The 17,468-nt window shown below is 54.7% G+C and carries 18 protein-coding genes; 11 read left to right on the top strand and 7 right to left on the bottom strand.

Annotated elements, in window-relative coordinates; translation table 11 throughout:
* Nucleotides 1–84: 84 nt before the first annotated feature.
* Nucleotides 85–549, top strand: coding sequence for a DUF6130 family protein (locus tag RCF31_RS08565; RefSeq protein ID WP_299457151.1), 465 nt, complete (start codon nt 85–87; stop codon nt 547–549).
* A gap of 283 nt (nt 550–832) precedes the next feature.
* Nucleotides 833–2,122 carry an HAAAP family serine/threonine permease gene (locus RCF31_RS08560; protein ID WP_416413058.1) on the top strand — a complete coding sequence of 430 codons (1,290 nt, stop codon included), beginning with the start codon at nt 833–835 and terminating at the stop codon, nt 2,120–2,122.
* A 40-nt stretch (nt 2,123–2,162) separates the two neighbouring features.
* Here RCF31_RS08560 and RCF31_RS08555 read toward each other — a convergent pair whose 3' ends face one another.
* The 3 genes from RCF31_RS08555 to dbpA all read right to left on the bottom strand — a co-directional run bounded on the left by RCF31_RS08555 (nt 2,163) and on the right by dbpA (nt 6,481).
* A complete protein-coding gene (locus RCF31_RS08555) occupies nt 2,163–3,737 on the bottom strand; it encodes a methyl-accepting chemotaxis protein (protein ID WP_299457149.1) in 1,575 nt (524 codons plus the stop codon).
* A 269-nt stretch (nt 3,738–4,006) separates the two neighbouring features.
* A complete protein-coding gene (locus tag RCF31_RS08550; RefSeq protein ID WP_084872994.1) occupies nt 4,007–4,969 on the bottom strand; it encodes a chemotaxis protein in 963 nt (320 codons plus the stop codon).
* A gap of 132 nt (nt 4,970–5,101) precedes the next feature.
* The gene (gene dbpA, locus RCF31_RS08545) at nt 5,102–6,481 is read right to left on the bottom strand and encodes an ATP-dependent RNA helicase DbpA (protein WP_299457146.1); all 1,380 of its coding nucleotides are present in this window, start codon (nt 6,479–6,481) and stop codon (nt 5,102–5,104) included.
* 392 nt (nt 6,482–6,873) lie between these two features.
* On the opposite strand from dbpA, the gene RCF31_RS08540 reads away from it, so the two are divergent.
* The 6 genes from RCF31_RS08540 to yniD all read left to right on the top strand — a co-directional run bounded on the left by RCF31_RS08540 (nt 6,874) and on the right by yniD (nt 11,702).
* A complete protein-coding gene (locus RCF31_RS08540) occupies nt 6,874–7,071 on the top strand; it encodes a hypothetical protein (protein ID WP_299457143.1) in 198 nt (65 codons plus the stop codon).
* A 325-nt stretch (nt 7,072–7,396) separates the two neighbouring features.
* The gene (gene lldP, locus RCF31_RS08535; protein WP_416413057.1) at nt 7,397–9,052 is read left to right on the top strand and encodes an L-lactate permease; all 1,656 of its coding nucleotides are present in this window, start codon (nt 7,397–7,399) and stop codon (nt 9,050–9,052) included.
* Entirely contained in the window at nt 9,049–9,834 is a 786-nt protein-coding gene (gene lldR, locus RCF31_RS08530) for a transcriptional regulator LldR (RefSeq protein ID WP_299457139.1), read from the top strand. Before lldP ends, lldR begins: the two co-directional genes overlap by 4 nt.
* Nucleotides 9,834–11,024, top strand: coding sequence for an FMN-dependent L-lactate dehydrogenase LldD (gene lldD / locus RCF31_RS08525; protein ID WP_416413056.1), 1,191 nt, complete (start codon nt 9,834–9,836; stop codon nt 11,022–11,024). The genes lldR and lldD overlap by 1 nt, the downstream gene beginning before the upstream one ends.
* A gap of 61 nt (nt 11,025–11,085) precedes the next feature.
* Nucleotides 11,086–11,514, top strand: coding sequence for an OsmC family protein (locus RCF31_RS08520; RefSeq protein ID WP_084873003.1), 429 nt, complete (start codon nt 11,086–11,088; stop codon nt 11,512–11,514).
* A gap of 80 nt (nt 11,515–11,594) precedes the next feature.
* Entirely contained in the window at nt 11,595–11,702 is a 108-nt protein-coding gene (gene yniD, locus RCF31_RS08515) for a small membrane protein YniD (protein ID WP_223300457.1), read from the top strand.
* A 112-nt stretch (nt 11,703–11,814) separates the two neighbouring features.
* Here the strand turns inward: yniD and RCF31_RS08510 are convergent, their stop codons facing one another.
* Together RCF31_RS08510 and RCF31_RS08505 are read right to left on the bottom strand one after the other, a co-directional pair.
* Nucleotides 11,815–12,045, bottom strand: a complete 231-nt coding sequence (locus tag RCF31_RS08510; protein ID WP_084873005.1) for a hypothetical protein — start codon at nt 12,043–12,045, stop codon at nt 11,815–11,817.
* 112 nt (nt 12,046–12,157) lie between these two features.
* Nucleotides 12,158–12,328 (bottom strand): hypothetical protein, encoded by a 171-nt coding sequence (locus RCF31_RS08505; RefSeq protein ID WP_299457127.1) that lies wholly within the window; start codon nt 12,326–12,328, stop codon nt 12,158–12,160.
* Between the two features lie 214 nt (nt 12,329–12,542).
* Between RCF31_RS08505 and RCF31_RS08500 the strand changes: the two genes are divergently transcribed.
* The gene (locus RCF31_RS08500) at nt 12,543–12,710 is read left to right on the top strand and encodes a hypothetical protein (RefSeq protein WP_299457125.1); all 168 of its coding nucleotides are present in this window, start codon (nt 12,543–12,545) and stop codon (nt 12,708–12,710) included.
* Nucleotides 12,711–12,738: 28 nt separating this feature from the next.
* Here RCF31_RS08500 and RCF31_RS08495 read toward each other — a convergent pair whose 3' ends face one another.
* The gene (locus tag RCF31_RS08495; protein ID WP_084873007.1) at nt 12,739–13,386 is read right to left on the bottom strand and encodes a CPBP family intramembrane glutamic endopeptidase; all 648 of its coding nucleotides are present in this window, start codon (nt 13,384–13,386) and stop codon (nt 12,739–12,741) included.
* Nucleotides 13,387–13,651: 265 nt separating this feature from the next.
* Between RCF31_RS08495 and RCF31_RS08490 the strand changes: the two genes are divergently transcribed.
* Nucleotides 13,652–16,189: an EAL domain-containing protein gene (locus RCF31_RS08490; protein WP_416413055.1), complete on the top strand. Its 2,538-nt coding sequence runs from the start codon at nt 13,652–13,654 to the stop codon at nt 16,187–16,189.
* 259 nt (nt 16,190–16,448) lie between these two features.
* A complete protein-coding gene (locus tag RCF31_RS08485) occupies nt 16,449–16,748 on the top strand; it encodes an I78 family peptidase inhibitor (protein WP_416413054.1) in 300 nt (99 codons plus the stop codon).
* Nucleotides 16,749–16,990: 242 nt separating this feature from the next.
* Here the strand turns inward: RCF31_RS08485 and RCF31_RS08480 are convergent, their stop codons facing one another.
* Nucleotides 16,991–17,242 (bottom strand): biofilm development regulator YmgB/AriR family protein, encoded by a 252-nt coding sequence (locus tag RCF31_RS08480; RefSeq protein ID WP_084873013.1) that lies wholly within the window; start codon nt 17,240–17,242, stop codon nt 16,991–16,993.
* Between the last annotated feature and the right edge of the window lie 226 nt (nt 17,243–17,468).

Below are 17,468 nucleotides of genomic sequence, written 5' to 3'. Positions count from 1 at the left end.
CACGCCCCATAACGCAAACAAGCTCGATACATCCGCGTGGTCTTCTGTACAGGACGTCATGAACGACTCACTGGAGAAACGACTATGTTGCGTAAACTGATCCTTATTTCACCCATTTTATTCTCATCTGCCACCTGTGCATGGGCTGCTAATGTCGGCGATCTCAGCGCGGGCGACGTGCTGGGGCCAGCAGCAGTTGCGCCGCTGGAGAAACCTCAACCACCGGCAAGACTGATTGTTGATGCACCTCTCGCCGGCCCACTGCGTAAGGGGGCGGTGTTTATTCAATATCGGGCAGAAAACCTGCGTATCGAACCCGTTTTTGGCCCTGAGGCCTTAAAAGTGACGCCCCGCATCGGTCACCTCCACATCATTGTGGATAACAACCCCTGGCATTGGGCCGATACCAGCGGTGAACCAGTGATTCTGGTTGGGTTGCCTGCGGGTAAGCATAAGGTCACCCTGATCCTTGCCGACCCAACGCATAAGCCGCTGGATAGCAAAACAGTTGAGTTTATCGTGCCAGAGCACACTGCCACGATGCATTAAGCGTTTAGGCTCGTGTTAACTCCGGCAGTGATGTTCTTACTTGCACTCTCCCGATGTCTCAGGTCAAATAGCGCCCAGGCAAACGGTTGCGCGGTTATTTTGTGCGTTTATGTCGATTAAATGGTCGATGTGAGTATTAATAACCCCATTAGTGACCGTTTTTTGCGTTTATGCCATCCGTGCCATCAAAAAACGGTTAGCATGAGGGCGTCGCGCCGATCGCGTCATAATTCGCAGCCGATACCGGCTGTGCTTTGGATCAAGATTCATTCTGGAGAGACAGATGGAAACCACGCAAACCGGCACGGCGGGTGCCGTCGAGGTAGCCGCAAAGGGCTGGCGAAAAAGTGATACCGTGTGGATGCTGGGTTTGTACGGTACGGCGATTGGGGCAGGGGTGTTGTTTCTGCCCATCAATGCCGGGGCAGGCGGTTTGATTCCGCTGATTATCATGGCGATTCTCGCCTTTCCGATGACGTTTTATGCCCACCGTGCACTGACGCGGTTTGTGCTCTCCGGGAAAAATCCCGGCGAAAATATCACTGAAGTGGTGGAAGAACATTTTGGCGTGGGCGCGGGTAAGATCATCACGCTGCTCTACTTTTTTGCCATTTATCCCATCCTGCTGATGTACAGCGTGGCGATTACCAACACCGTCGATAGCTTTATCGTGCACCAACTGGGCCTGGTGTCGCCGCCGCGTGCCGTGCTGGCGCTGATTTTGATTGTCGGCATGATGACCGTGGTGCGTTTTGGCGAGCAGATGATTGTCAAGGCGATGAGCGTGCTGGTGTTCCCGTTTGTGGCGGTTCTGATGCTGCTGGCGTGCTATCTGGTGCCGCACTGGCATGGCGCAGCGCTGGAAAGTCTGTCATTCAGCCAGAGTCACGGCGACAGCAATATCTGGATGACGCTGTGGCTTGCGATTCCGGTGATGGTGTTTTCCTTTAACCATTCACCGATCATCTCCTCTTTTGCGGTGGCAAAGCGCGAAGAATATGGCGCAGGGGCGGAGCAGAAGTGTTCACGTATCCTGGCCTGCGCCCATCTGATGATGGTGCTGACGGTGATGTTCTTTGTGTTTAGCTGCGTGCTCAGCCTGTCACCGGCGGATCTTGATGCGGCCAAAGCGCAAAACATCACCATTCTGTCTTACCTGGCAAATCACTTTAACGTGCCGATGATCGCCTGGCTGGGACCGATTGTGGCGATGGTCGCGATCACTAAATCATTCCTCGGTCATTACCTTGGCGCACGTGAAGGTTTTAATGGGCTGGTGATTAAATCGCTGCGCAGTCGGGGTAAGCGTGTCGCGCCGCAACGTCTGAACCGTTTGACGTCACTGTTTATGCTGCTGACCACCTGGCTGGTGGCGACGCTCAATCCGAGCATTCTGGGGATGATTGAGACCCTGGGTGGGCCGATTATTGCCATGCTGCTGTTCCTGATGCCGATGTATGCCATTCAGAAAGTGCCGGCAATGCGTCAGTACAGCGGGAAGATCAGTAATGGATTTGTGGTGATTGTCGGTGTGCTGGCAATTTCATCCATTTTTTATTCGCTGGCGAATTAATGCTATGACGGTGGCGAACTCTCGCCACCGTTAAATTGCCTTACACCGCGCTCAGTTCTAACGTGCGGCCAGTTTTAAACACACTCATTGATTGCGCCAGACGCTCAGCCTGGTCCTGCAGCGCCTGGGAGGCTGCCGACGCTTCCTGTACCAGTGCGGCATTCTGCTGCGTTACCGCTTCCATCTGGGTAATCGCCAGATTGATTTCGCTGATACCGCTGCTCTGCTCGTTGCTGGCAATGGTGATTTCACCCATGATATCCGCCACGCTTTTCACGCTGTTGACCACTTCACCGATGGTTGAACCGGCATGAGAAACCAGACGGCTGCCTTCATCCACTTTCGCCACCGAATCTTCAATCAGCACTTTGATCTCTTTTGCTGCGGAGGCAGAGCGCTGTGCCAGATTGCGGACTTCGCTGGCGACCACGGCAAAACCACGTCCCTGTTCACCGGCACGCGCTGCTTCCACTGCGGCGTTGAGTGACAGGATGTTGGTCTGGAAGGCAATGGAGTCAATCACGCTGATGATATCGACAATCTTCTTCGACGACAGCGCAATGGCTTCCATCTTCTCAATCACCTGTTCCATCACCTCGCCACCTTCTTTCGCCACATCAGAGGTGTTGGCGACCAGCTTGTTAGCCTCACGCGCGTTCTCGGCGTTGTGTTTCACCGTTGACGTCATTTGCTCCATCGCTGAGGCGGTTTCTTCCAGCGAACTGGCCTGCTGTTCGGTACGCGAGGAGAGGTCAAGGTTGCCACTGGAGATCTGATTGGATGCCACGGCAATGGTGTCAGAACCGGCACGCACATCAGAAACGATGGTCAGCAGGTTATCGTTCATGCTTTGCAACGCACGCATCAGCACGCCGGTTTCATCTTTGCTTTTCACTTCAATGTGGGTACTGAGATCGCCCGCCGCGACTTTACCGGCAATCTCAACCGCTTCATTCAGCGGACGTACGATCGAACGGGTCAGTAAAAAGCCGAGGATAATTGAGGCGACAATGGCGATAGCGGAGAACACCAGCGTCACCATGATGGCCGTTGAACCATCGGCAATGATGGTAATTCCTTCCTTCTGCAGCTGTTCAGACTGCGAATTGGCAAAAGCGTTGGCACTGTCGAGATAGGTATTCTGAGTATCGGTGATCGATTTCAGCACATAGGTGCTGGCACCCTCGAGATTGCCTGCACGCACCAGATCCAGCAGCGCATTTTTCTGCTGTTCAAACTTGTGACTGGCTTCCAGCAGACCGGCGATCTTCTTTTTCCCGACGGCGGTCACCTGGATCGCTTCGATTTTTTTCATCGCCGTATTGGTACGATCGGTCGCTTCAGCCAGTTGTTTGTAGCGTTTTTCGTTGTTCTCCGGGCGTGAGGTATCGATAACGATGCCACGCAGGTATTTGATCTGATCATTGACGCCATCGCGCACATCAAATCCCAGGCGCACTTTGACATAACGATCTTCGACAATGGAGGTGATGCCATTTTTGATGTTGCTGATTTTCGTGATGGAGGTAATCCCCACCACGACCAGCAGCGCCACCACCAGGCCAAAGGCGATGCCCAGCCGGACGCCGACTTTCAGGTTCTTAAAGCTCAACATAGGTTCTCCCCGTGATGCCAAAATGTATGGTTTTCAAGATAGAAAAGCAGATGAGGTATCTGCATCAGGTTGATGTTTTTTAAGGAAAAAAAGTGTGCTCACTTCGGCGGGACAAGCCTGACCGGCACGCGCAAGCGCTATGGTTATCGGATGTTAATGTTTTTACTTTAATTTTTTAGAGGTGTGTCACAAAAATTTGACCGGAAATGACATCTTGCAGGCGGGATGTAACATGCAGCGGCGCGATAACTCGCGCCGCCACGCGTGATTTAACGCACCGCCTCCAGCACGCGGTAAATCACATTCGATAATTCATTAATTTCGAATTTTGCCACATAACCATCGGCCCCGACTTTGCGCACATGGTCTTCGTTAGCGCTGCCGGAAAGGGAAGAGTGGATCACTACCGGAATATGGCGCAGCACATCATCACGTTTGATGTTACGCGTCAGGGTAAAACCGTCCATCTCTGGCATTTCAAGATCCGTCAGCACCAGCGCAATTTTGTCATGGATGGACTGACCCGCAGCCTGCGCTTCCTGCTGCATCTGGGTGATTTTCTGCCACGCCTCAAGACCGGTGTTGTGCATGATGGCGGGGATGCCCATGCTTTTCAGACCCTGCTCCAGCAGCTGACGCGCCACTTTGGAGTCTTCCGCCACAATCGCGACCTGGCCTGGCTTGAGGTTGAAGTTTTTCACCGTCTCTTCGCCCGGCTCGACGCCGCGTACCGATGGGATGATGTCATACAGGATCTGTTCGACATCCAGCACCAGGGCCAGATTGTTGCTGTCACCGTCGCTATCGAGGCAGGCAATACTGGTGATGTTGCGGCTACCGATGCCCGCCTCAGCGGTGTGCACCTGATTCCAGTCGAGACGCACGATGTTTTCCACGGATTCCACCGCGAAGGCCTGGGTGCTGCGCGCATATTCCGTCACCAGCAGCAAATTCAGCCCGGTTTCCGGGGTACAACCGGTCACGGCAGGCAGGTCGATCACCGGAATAAACTGATCGCGAATGCTGGCCATACCCAGCAAAGGTGACTGCATACCCGCAGCACGGGTGATATTCGGCATCGGTACGATTTCACGCAGTTTGAATACGTTAATACCGTACAGTTCGGATTTGCCTTTCCGCTGATCGGAGCCGAGGCGGAATAGCAGCAGTTCGAATTTGTTTGATAACGCGAGGTTAGCGCGTTCATCGATCTCTTTCTGGAAATTATCCATCCTGGCCTCGCTCAGGGCTGTGTTAAGGGCATGGCAACATCGCCGTGATCGGGTTATCGGCAGGTTGGTTAAAAAATAGAGAGTGGAGAGGGGAATTTTAGCGTGAAGGCGATCGCCCTCACGCTGGCCGGATCATTTCAGCAGAATGGCACGCACGCTTTTGCCTTTGATCTTGCCTTCTTTTAGCTTGATCAAGGCCGCTTTGGCCTGGGAGGCCGCAATCGCCACATAAGCATGGGTAGGGGTGAGATCGATCTTACCGATCTGATCGGCATTGAAACCGGCTTCGCCCGTCAGTGCGCCGAGGATATCACCGGGACGGATTTTGGCTTTGCGGCCACCATCGATACACAGCGTCATCATCGTGGCAGGCAGCGCTTTCACCGCATTACCTTTCAGGGTACTGGCGGCAACCCATTTGAGCTTCTGTTGCAGATAATCTTCCAGGGCATGGGCGCGCACCATCTCATCGGCGGCGACGAAACTGACCGCCAGACCGGTTTCTCCAGCGCGGCCAGTACGACCAATACGGTGCAGGTGCACTTCCGGATCCCACGCCAGCTGGAAGTTCACCACCAGCGATAGCGCTTTAATGTCCAGACCACGTGCCGCCACGTCGGTAGCGATCAACACCCGGCTGCTGCCGTTGGCAAAACGGATCAGCACGCGTTCACGATCGCGTTGTTCCAGATCGCCATGCAGGGCGAGGGCGCTAATCTGCCGATCGTTCAGGGCGGCGGCAATGTCATCGCACTCACGTTTGGTGTTGCAGAACACCACACAGGAAGCGGGTTGCTGCTGGCTGAGCTGCGCGCTCAGCAGATTGATACGTTCGCTGGCGCTGACTTCGACAAACTGCTGTTCAATGGCAGGCAGTTCGGCTTCGGTTTCGGTCGCCACTGCCAGTGCGTCACGCTGATAGCGTTCGCTCAGGCTGGCGATGCTGTCTGGCCAGGTGGCGGAAAACAGCAATGTCTGACGGGATGCCGGGGTAAAGCCGATAATGGCTTCCATGTCGTCACGGAAACCCATCTCCAGCATACGATCTGCTTCATCCAGCACCAGAGTTTGCAGCTGGCTGAGGTCGAGGTTGTCACGCTTCAGATGATCAAGGATACGGCCCGGCGTACCGACCACGATATGCGGGGCGTGCACCAGTGAATCACGCTGCGCGCTCATCGGCTGACCACCGCATAACGTCAGAATTTTTATGTTACGCGTGAAACGCGCCAGCTGACGTAACACGTTGCTGACCTGATCTGCCAGCTCGCGCGTCGGGCACAATACTAACGCCTGAGTATGAAACTGGCTGTTTTCAATCCGTTGCAGCAGACCGATACCAAAGGCGGCGGTTTTGCCGCTACCGGTTTTTGCCTGCGCACGCACGTCGCGCCCCTGCAAAATGGCGGGCAGGGCGGCAGCCTGGATTGGCGTCATGGCGTCAAAACCCATCTCGCGCAGGTTGTCGAGTTGGCTGGCGGGCAGTTGCGTCAGGGTAGAAAAAGCAGTCACGGAACAGTCTCTGATATCGGGCGGAGTTGCGGCGGCCAGTCTGGCAGAAAGGGGCGGTCTCATCAATGATAAATCACGCGGGGGTAGTGAGGTGATTACTTACGGGAACCAATAAAAATCTGGAAATATTTGGTTTATTTTTCGACATAAATCATCGCAAAGTTTTGATGTTTTTTCCGAAATTTCTGACAGTCTGAAAATCTGCATCAGACAAAAAAGACTGATTTTACAGCAAAATGGCCGCAGGTTAACACCAGAATCGCCCACATTCACTGATGTTATACTTATCTTTCCTGTCTGTTACAGGAAAATCTGATTAAACGAGGCGGTCACTCTGTTTTATATTTAGCGCGCCATTTGGCAAAGATAAAACAACTTCAGAGGTCACTTCATTGAGTCACTACGTTCAGGGACATAACGAGGACATTCTGAAAATCGTCGGCCGCGCCGTGTTGACCCTACACATTCATGGAGAGACGCTGTCATCTGACAAAGTCAGTTCCATGATTGCCTGTTACGCGGAAGAAGAGCCTGTCAGCGACGAAGAAAACCAGCGGCTCTATGCGCTGGCTATTCAGATGTTATCGTAATCATCCAGCATGGCATGGGATGCAGTTGCCTATGCCTGATTATTCCTAAAGCCTCCGCACCTGGAGGCTTTCTTGTTTCAGAAGGCAGACTTCGGTAGCTGATTGGTCCTACCAATCGACTTTAAATGTTGCCATGACGTCACATAACACGAAAAATCACCCCAGCCTCGTTGCTTTAGATTAACAATGCGTTAACTATCTGGACCCAGAAAGCCCGGTTAGCTGAATTTTGGTCGGACCAATTTAGCTAAAAACAGCGGCAAATTACGTGTGGTGCACCTCTGATGCGTCACGCAGACTTCTGGTGACCTCTGGAGATCGCAGCATGCAAGTCTGGCAACAAAATTATGATCCTCTCGGCAATATCTGGCTCTCCAGCCTGGTGGCGGTGATCCCGATTGTGTTCTTTTTCTTCGCGCTGATTAAGCTCAAGCTGAAAGGCTATCAGGCGGGGACGGCGACGGTGGTACTGGCACTGCTGGTGGCCTTGCTGCTGTACGGTATGCCGGTGGGGCAGGCGCTAGCCTCGGTGGTTTATGGTTTTCTCTACGGCCTGTGGCCGATCGCCTGGATCATTGTCGCGGCGGTGTTCGTCTACAAAATTTCGGTGAAAACCGGTCAGTTCGACATTATTCGTGCTTCGATTCTGTCAATCACCCCGGATCAACGTTTGCAGATGCTGATTGTCGGCTTCTCATTTGGTGCCTTCCTTGAAGGGGCTGCGGGTTTTGGCGCACCGGTGGCGATCACCGCCGCGTTGCTGGTAGGGCTGGGTTTCAATCCGCTGTATGCCGCTGGCTTGTGTCTGATCGTCAACACCGCGCCGGTGGCGTTTGGCGCGATGGGGATCCCGATCATTGTTGCCGGGCAGGTCACCGGGCTGGACAGCTTCCATATCGGACAGATGGCAGGGCGTCAGCTGCCGTTCCTGACCATCATCGTGCTGTTCTGGATTATGGCGATTATGGATGGCTGGCGTGGGGTGAAAGAAACCTGGCCGGCGGTGATGGTGGCGGGGGGATCGTTTGCTATCGCCCAGTTCCTCAGCTCTAACTTCCTCGGCCCGGAGCTGCCGGATATCATTTCCTCGCTGGCATCCCTGATATGTCTGACGCTGTTCCTGCGTCGCTGGAAACCGGTGAGGATTTTCCGCTTCAATGATGTGGGCGCTTCGCTGGTGGATCAGAACCTGTCACGTCAGCGTTATAGCGCCACGCAGGTCATCCGCGCCTGGATGCCGTTCCTGTTTCTCACCGCCACCGTTACGCTGTGGAGTATCCCGCCGTTTAAAGCGTTGTTTGCCAAAGGCGGTGCGCTGTATGACTGGGTATTCACCTTTCCGGTGCCGTTGCTGCATGAACTGGTGGCGCGTATGCCCCCGGTGGTCGGTAGCGCGACGCCCTATCCGGCGCTGTTCAAATTTGATGTGGTATCAGCGACAGGTACCGCGATTCTGGTGGCGGCAGTGCTGTCAGTGATTTGGCTGCGGATGAAGCCGCAAGCGGCGCTGGAAACCTTTGGCGAGACGCTAAAAGAGCTGGCGCTGCCGATTTACTCGATTGGCATGGTGCTGGCCTTCGCCTTTATCTCCAACTATTCCGGTCTGTCTGCCACCTTGGCGCTGGCGCTGGCCCATACCGGCGACGCCTTCACCTTCTTCTCACCGTTCCTCGGTTGGCTTGGCGTGTTCCTGACCGGCTCGGATACCTCTTCAAACGCGTTGTTTGCCGCTTTGCAGGCGACCACGGCGCAACAGATTGGGGTGTCCGATGTGTTGCTGGTGGCGGCCAATACCACCGGCGGGGTAACGGGTAAGATGATTTCACCACAGTCAATCGCCATTGCCTGTGCCGCCGTTGGGCTGGTGGGCAAAGAGTCGGACCTGTTCCGTTTTACCGTCAAACATAGCCTGATCTTTACCTGCATGGTGGGGGTGATCACCACGCTACAGGCTTATGTCTTAACCTGGATGATTCCATGACAGAAAACACGCCGCGTTTAGCGGAGACGTTGCGGGCGCGGTTGCGCGCCTGGATTGATGAGCACCAGCTGCAACCCGGCATGCGCCTGCCGGCAGAGCGGCAGCTGGCGGCTGAGTTTGGTGTTTCGCGCTCGTCGCTGCGCGAGGCCATTCAGCAACTGATCAGCAGCGGCGTGTTAATCAGCCGACGCGGCGGCGGCACCTGGCTTTGCGAGCCGCAGGAGCCGTGGTCAGAACAACGTATTGTTGCCCCGATTCGTCAGCTGCTGGCTGACGATCCTGATTACCGTTATGACATCCTCGAAGCGCGTCACGCCATTGAAGCCAGCACCGCCTGGCATGCGGCGTTACGCGCTACAGAGGCGGATAAAGAGAAATTGCAGTACGCCTTCGATGCCACGCTGAAACTGAGTGAGCGTGATGATCCCGATTTGGCCGCTCAGGCTGACGTGCGTTTTCACCTTGCCATTGCCGAAGCCTCGCACAATGTGGTGCTGTTGCAGACCATGCGCGGCTTCTTCGAACTGCTGCAATCTTCCGTGATGCAAAGTCGCCAGCGCATGTATACCCAGCCGGTGATTTTTGACCGCCTGACGGAACAACATCAGGCTTTGCTGAACGCCATTCTGGCGGGGGATGCTGAAGCGGCACGCCTCGCGGCGATGGACCACCTCGGCTTCGTCCACACCACCTTAAAAACCCTGCATGAAGATGAAGCCCGACAGGCACGCATTACCCGTCTGCCGGGGCATGAACTGGATAAACGCAAGGACAAATCCTGATGATCATTTCTGCTGCTAGTGACTACCGCGCTGCGGCGCAACGTATTCTGCCGCCGTTCCTGTTTCACTATATCGACGGGGGGGCCTACGCTGAGCATACGCTGCGGCACAACGTCTCGGACCTCGCGGAAATCGCGTTGCGCCAGCGCGTGCTGAAGAACATGTCCGATCTCAGCCTTGAGACCAAATTGTTTAATGAAACCTTATCGATGCCGGTGGCACTGGCACCGGTGGGTCTGTGCGGCATGTATGCCCGGCGCGGCGAAGTGCAGGCAGCACGCGCCGCCGCGTTAAAAGGTATTCCGTTTACTTTGTCGACGGTGTCGGTGTGTCCGATTGAAGAAGTGGCTCCGGCTATTAATCGTCCGATGTGGTTCCAGCTGTATGTGTTGCGCGATCGCGGTTTTATGCGCAATGCGCTGGAACGCGCCAAAGCGGCGGGTTGTTCAACGCTGGTGTTTACCGTGGATATGCCCACGCCTGGGGCGCGCTACCGTGATGCGCACTCCGGGATGAGCGGGCCAAATGCGGCACTGCGTCGTTACTGGCAGGCGGTGACCCATCCGCAGTGGGCGTGGGATGTCGGTTTGCATGGCCGTCCGCACGATCTTGGCAATATCTCCACCTATCTCGGCAAACCGACCGGGCTGGAAGATTATATTGGCTGGCTGGCCAATAATTTTGACCCGTCGATTTCGTGGCAGGATCTGGAGTGGATCCGTGAATTCTGGGATGGTCCGATGGTGATCAAAGGCATTCTTGATGCAGAAGATGCGCGCGACGCGGTGCGGTTTGGTGCTGATGGTATCGTGGTCTCCAACCACGGTGGGCGTCAGCTGGATGGCGTGCTGTCCTCCGCACGGGCGCTGCCAGCGATTGCCGATGCGGTGAAAGGCGATATCACCATTCTGGCGGACAGCGGCATTCGCAGCGGTCTGGATGTGGTGCGGATGATCGCCCTCGGTGCCGACAGCGTGTTGCTCGGTCGTGCTTTCCTGTATGCGCTGGCGACACATGGTCAGCGTGGCGTGGAGAATCTGCTGACGCTGATTGAGAAAGAGATGAAGGTGGCGATGACGCTGACCGGGGCGAAAACCATTGCGGATATTACGCGGGATTCACTGGTTCAGGCTAACGCGCTGCTGTCCGAAGTGGGGCTGGCCCCGGTGCGTCCGCGCGCGGTGAGTTGATCCGGCAGAGTGAAGGGCGTTGTCTATACTTACTCCCTGTCTGACTAACAGGAGGAATGACATGACCATTCATAAGAAAGGATCGGCCCATTGGGAAGGTGACATCAAAGGCAAGGGAACCGTCAGTACCGAAAGCGGCGTGTTGAGCAACCAGCCTTATGGCTTTAACACGCGCTTTGAAGGGCAGAAGGGCACTAATCCGGAAGAGTTGATTGGTGCCGCGCACGCAGCCTGTTTTTCCATGGCACTCTCCCTGATGCTCGGCCAGGCCGGACATCCGCCAAAAAGCATTGATACTACTGCGGATGTCTCGCTGGACAAGCAAGGTGAAGGCTTTGCCATCACCAAAATTGCCCTGACCAGCAGCGTATCGCTGCCCGGTATTGATAAAGCCCAGTTTGATGAAATTATTCAGAAAGCCAAAGCCGGTTGCCCGGTGTCCCAGGTACTGAATGCCGAGATCACCCTCGACTATACCCTGAATAATTGATCGCCTCAGCGGCGGACCAGAGCTAAACTCGACGATGCGCCTGCGGGCGCATCGTTACGTTCAGCCATCCGGGAGGGTGCGTGGCAAAATATCTGGCTGCGAAGAAACATTGGAAAATGGTTTTGGTATTGTTGTGCATCTGCGGGGCGTTGCTGCTGATTCGCTGGGCGGCAATGATATGGGCTTAAAAGACTGGATTAGCCGCCACAAACTCGGTGTGCTGGTGATGGTCATTCTGGTACTGGAGCTGGTGCATTATTTGCTCACTGCCAGCTGGTTGCCGTGGCAGCTGGGCCAGGCTTAGGCGTATTCGTTGTCCGGCCGCGCGCTGCGTACGTTACTGCGCGCAATACGATAGGCTTTGCGCGGATCCCCCACCACAAATTCGAAGGTTGGTGAGTAGTAAAAGGGCAGCCAGCCGCCATAGCCGCTCTCCCACTCCCAGCGTACCGGGCAGGGCCAGAGAATGCCGTCATACAAAATGTAATAAACCCAGCGTCCGTTCGGACGACGGGGGCGAGAAGTCTTCATGGGATTCACAACGGTAAAAGTGTACAACAGCTTATATTTTGAACGCTAAGCCGCGTACTTGCAATGCCGCCTGGTTAATTTATACACAGGCAGCAGACTCATCGGCACCAAATTAACGGTGTACTTCACCGCAAATCAGTACCACTTTTGGCCGGACTTTATGAATCCGGTCCGCCATTTGCTCACAGGCCACTTTGGTCGGATAAATATATTCCGATACGGGCAAGGCATCACAGGCATCGTGCCCACAAGCGCTCACTAATAAAACAAAACCAATCAACATGGTTTGGCTCCTGATACACATTTTCTCTGGTACGGAAAGTGTGACTGTTTGTTCCTTTTTTACGATCCAGTATAGCCAAACGAAATGGGAGCAGCTTATCAGCCTGAGCGGCTTTTTTTACCCGAATTTCGATATTATAACTGCACCAGGGCTTAACAGCAGCGCAATCTGAGCTAAACTGTGCGGCCCTGGAAAAATGAGAAGTGAGTCAAAGATGTCTACTGAAATTGCCCACCCGGACAGCAGCCCGAAACAAGCCGCCCTGCAACTGGTGATTGAGCTGGTGCGTGCCGGGAAACTCAGCCCGCTGCACGGCGATGCCTCGAATATGATTTCAATCTACGAACAATTCAAAAAGCATTTCGAAGCGGAAAAAGCGTAAGGTCGCGGCGCGAGTTATCGCGCTGTTTTTATGCGTAATACCAGACCGGCAGAATAGCGATAAGGTTATTCAGCGTGTGCAGGAACACCGGCAGTGCCAGGCTGTTACTGCGCAGGCGCGCGTAGCACAACAGCAGTGAGAACAGCGTCAGCGCCACGATGGTTTCCCAGTGCACGTATTGTGTGTGCATCACGGCGAACAGCAGTGACGTCAGCAGCATGCAGGCGAAGCGGCTTTTCGGTGCCCACAGCAGGAAACCCTGTAGCAAAAATCCCCGAAACAACACTTCTTCAAATACCGGTGCCAGCAAAACTGCCGTCAGCAACAGGATCAGCATCGAATTGCGTCCCTGCTGGGTTTGCGCCACCAGCCAGCCTTCCGGTTGCAGGAACTGGGTTTGTGCCGCCATCAGAATAAACAACGCACCGATAAACATCAGCGTCTGGCCGGGACGCAGGTAGCCCAGCGGAATGTCATTACGACGCTGACAATAGAAGCGATACAGGGGATAGATCACCGCAAATTCGAACAGACACAACACCGGTACCAGCAAACCATCATTCCGCAGCACCCCGTAGTTAGGAAACAGCGTAATCAACATGGTGACGAGGTAATAAACCACAAAGCTGCCAACGTAAAACAGCGTCAACGTAACTTTGTCGGATTGGGTGTCCATAGGCGACTCAGCGAGCAGAGGAAAACGCATAGTAGCAATGGCGGTGATCGCTGTCGAGGTGGCGGCGCGCAGTTTTCTGTTGCTCAATTATTCTGCCATTGGGCTAAATCTGCCGCGTGTCACGCCGATAACCGAAAAAACCATTACAGGCGTCGCTGCGTGATTGAAACGCAGCCTGCCACCTCTTTCCGCTGTCTGTTTTTCGCGAGCATTACGCATGAATTCTGAGTTTCACCGGGATACGTTGTTGTCTGCCAGGGACAACATGGAAGCACACACGGTGCGTGTGACGCGGCGTAGCTTGCGCACGCTGACTGTGTTGCTGTTTGGTGTCCTGATACTCTCGATGCTGATGGTGCTGGCTATCGCTCATCATCAAAATAACGTTTCCATCGAGCATGACGAGATGTTGTTACGCCAGGCGTGGCATACCCGCCAGCAAGAGATGCTGATAGACGTGCGCGATTATGCCTTCTGGGGCGAGGGCTATAAAAATCTGCATCTCCAGCTCAATAAAGTCTGGGCTTATGAGGAAGAGAACCTCGGCGCAAACCTATACAAAGAGTACCACTACGAAGGGGTGTTTGTGGTCGATGGCACAGGAAAGACGCGCTACGCAGTTATCAATGGTGAGATGGTGGATACCCCGCTGGAAAGCTGGCTTGGCGTACAAACCGCTGCGCTTTTGACGGTAACTCGCAGACTGACGCACGATGCGATAGCGCGTAATTTACTGGTGAATGGACAGCCGGCTCTGATTGCCGCTGCACCCATAACCCCCGGCAAAGTGCCCAATTTACCGACTCTTCCCGGTCCGCCATCCGTGTTGGTGTTTGTGAATATTTTTACTCCGCTGAAACTTCAGGCGATGGGCAAAGCGATGGATGTGATCAATCCACGTATTCCCACCAGCAGCAGTGATGCCCGGCACGAGCCACGGTTGGTGGAAACGATCAGCGGTGCTGAACCCGTGGTGATTCGCTGGCAGTCTAAAAACCCGGGTATGGGTTTGATTTGGCTGCTGCTACCCCTGTTGCTGTTGACGGCGCTGACCATTGCGCTGGTGACACGGCGGGTGAGCCGCCATGCCTTATATAACGCGGTACTTTCCGATCGACGCTTTGAAATGCTGGTGATCAGTCAGCGTGAGCTGGCCGACAGCGAGGAGCGTTTTCGCGATTTGGCCGAAGCCGCCTCCGACTGGATTTGGGAAACCGATGATCAGGGACGCCTGTGCTATCTGTCTTCACGTTTTAGCGAAGTGACCGGCCATGATGTGAAACGCTGGCTGGGGCGACATCTTGACCATCTGCTCAGCCATCCCAGCCACTCGCTGGTGGCCTGGCTGATGCGACAGGGGGAGGATGTGCAGCGCGTGCCGCTGCGTTGCCAGTTTATGTCTGCTGCGGGAGAGCGCCGTATCGGGCAGTTGATGGCGAAAACCATTCGTCGTAACGGATTACGTGCCGGTTTTCGCGGTACCGTCTCGGACATTACCTATGAAGTCGATGCACAGGCGCGCATCCAGTTCCTGTCACGGCATGACATTCTCACCGGGTTGGCAAACCGTATGCAGTTGCAGGAGTACCTGACGGCGCATCTCGACCAGGCCACCGATGACGATCCCTTAATCGTGATCAGCCTCGATCTCGATCAGTTCAAGCCGATCAATGATACCTGGGGGCACACGGTCGGTGATGCGGTGCTGAACCAGATTTCACAACGCCTGCGTAGCCTGATGGGTGCGCATGAGCTGGCTGCCCGACTGGGTGGCGACGGATTTATTTTGGTGATGCGTGAGGCCTCACGCGCGGGCGTTGAGTACCGCTGCCGTGCCCTGCAACGTGCGGTGCATCAGCCGGTGTTGAGTGGTACACATCAGCTGAACCTCAGCGCCAGCATGGGAATTGTCTGTGCGCCACAGGATGCCAGCCAGCCGGAGGCGCTGCTGCGTCTGGCAGATATCGCGCTGGGACAGGCGCGGGCCGCCGGGCGCAACCAATGGGTGTGGTATTCCAATGAGATGGCGAGCCATTTGCAATCAAAACGCGAAATGGTACAGGCGATAGAAGCCGCCCTTAGCAACGAGGCATTTAGCCTGCATTATCAACCGCGTTATCAGCTGCAAAGTGGTCAGCTGGCGGGGGCTGAAGCCTTGATTCGCTGGCAGGTGGCGGCGGACAAGTGGATCACGCCAGATCGCTTTATTCCCCTCGCGGAAGAGAATGGGTTGATTACCGCCATCAGCGATTGGGTACTGATGCGTGCGTGCACCGATGCCTGTGCGTGGGGCGAGCAACGTTATGTGTCGGTCAATATCTCACCGGTTGAGTTTCGTACCAGCGATCTGGTGCAGCGCGTGGCTCATGCGCTGGCTGCCAGTGGACTGCCAGCGACCCGTCTGGAGCTGGAGATCACCGAAAATATTACCTTTGAAAATCCGGACCGCGCACTGGAGATCATGCAGGGGTTGCGGACATTAGGCGTGCGTCTCACCGTAGATGACTTCGGCACCGGCTATGCCGCCCTGGGTTACCTGAAAGCGTTTCCGTTTAACGGCCTGAAAATTGATCGTTCATGGATGAAGGAGTTTCCAGAGTCACAGCAGGCGCAATCGGTGGTGGCGGGGATTGTGGCACTGGCACGGGCATTCGCGCTGACCATCACAGCCGAAGGGATTGAAACAGAAGCGCAGTTGAACGAGTTGAAAGTATTGTCGTGCGAAGAGGGGCAGGGCTACTTTCTTGGGCGACCGATGCCGCTGGCGGCGTTCAGTGCGCTGCTGGAAAAACAGGATGTTTAACGAACTTTGACGGCCACGCAGGTCATCAAAATTGCCACAACGATAAAAATTGCTAATTCCATCATCATCACCTCAGATAAATCTTAGGTCATTTTACGCAATACCTGCTGAGATAATGGGCAAATTGTGTGATTAATCCGAAAAAATGCGGAGGGAATCGCCATTTTACGAGGTTTTTCTGCTGGAAATCTTTGCGCATCACGGGCACGCTTGGTGACTCTCGGGCATCCGTTTGTCTGAAAATCCAGGAGGAGAAAACGTGAAATATTATGGAAAAGCGCTACTGGTGCTGGGATTTTTTGCCCTGAGCGCCTGCCAGTCGGCGACCAAACCTGACACCGCAGCGGGGACGACCCAGGATGCGGAAAACGATATGTGCGGCGCATCGCAGTATCAAAACACTATCGGCCAGCCCTTATCGGTGTTGCATAACAAACGCTTTGATGTGCCGGTGCGCGCCATTCCGTGGAATTCGGCCGTCACCATGGACTTCAATCTGCGTCGTCTCAACTTTATGGCTGACCAGAGCGGCAAAATCAGCAAGGTCTATTGCGGGTAACATCAAACCGACATGGCATTGTCATCGGGCTGTCACAGCCTCAGGCGAGGATAGCAACGCATTTAGGAGATTTCCTCGTCACTCTCGAATATGCAATGCTCGTCTTGTTTCTTCCCGCTTCGGCGGGAATTTTTTTGCCTGCGAGATCCTGTAGCGGCGCGATTTATCGCGCAATGTCTGGGCGCGTGAATCAAAACCTGCGCGATAAATCGCGCCGCTACGCAATGTGGCAAATTAAAATTTTACTCATGGGGACGTGCTTCCAGCAGCTGTGCCAGCAGGTTGCGATAACTTTGCAGTCGTTGCTCATCACCCTCGAATTCCAGTTTGGCAATCACTCTGGCGATCACCGCTTTGCTGGTTGCGGGCTGACCATCATCCATCAACTCACGCATAATGGCGGCCAGCAGATCGGTCTCGTGCGGTGCATGCCATGCAGGACTGTTAAAATAGTCGGTAATCGCCCGACTGGCGCTGTTGGGATGCGTTCTCATAGCTGACCTCCGCAGAGACAACGATGCCCGCCGCCCGGAACAGGCAACCGCGGGGAGATAGTGGTTTATGCATGCTCGCTGACCAGAACGGGTAGCGTCCCACCAGCGGTCGCTGGTGATTTTTTAAACATAGTTGCGACGCCAAAAATTGTCAGTAACCGCCAGAAATATTTTTTCACGTTTTGAGCTATTGGCGGTGAGCGAAAATCATTCCCGCAATGTTTTT

It is taken from the genome of Pantoea sp. App145 (assembly GCF_047947045.1).
Classification (GTDB): domain Bacteria; phylum Pseudomonadota; class Gammaproteobacteria; order Enterobacterales; family Enterobacteriaceae; genus Pantoea.
Note: the sequence above shows the minus strand (reverse complement) of the source record. Positions and strands in the feature narration are given on the sequence as shown.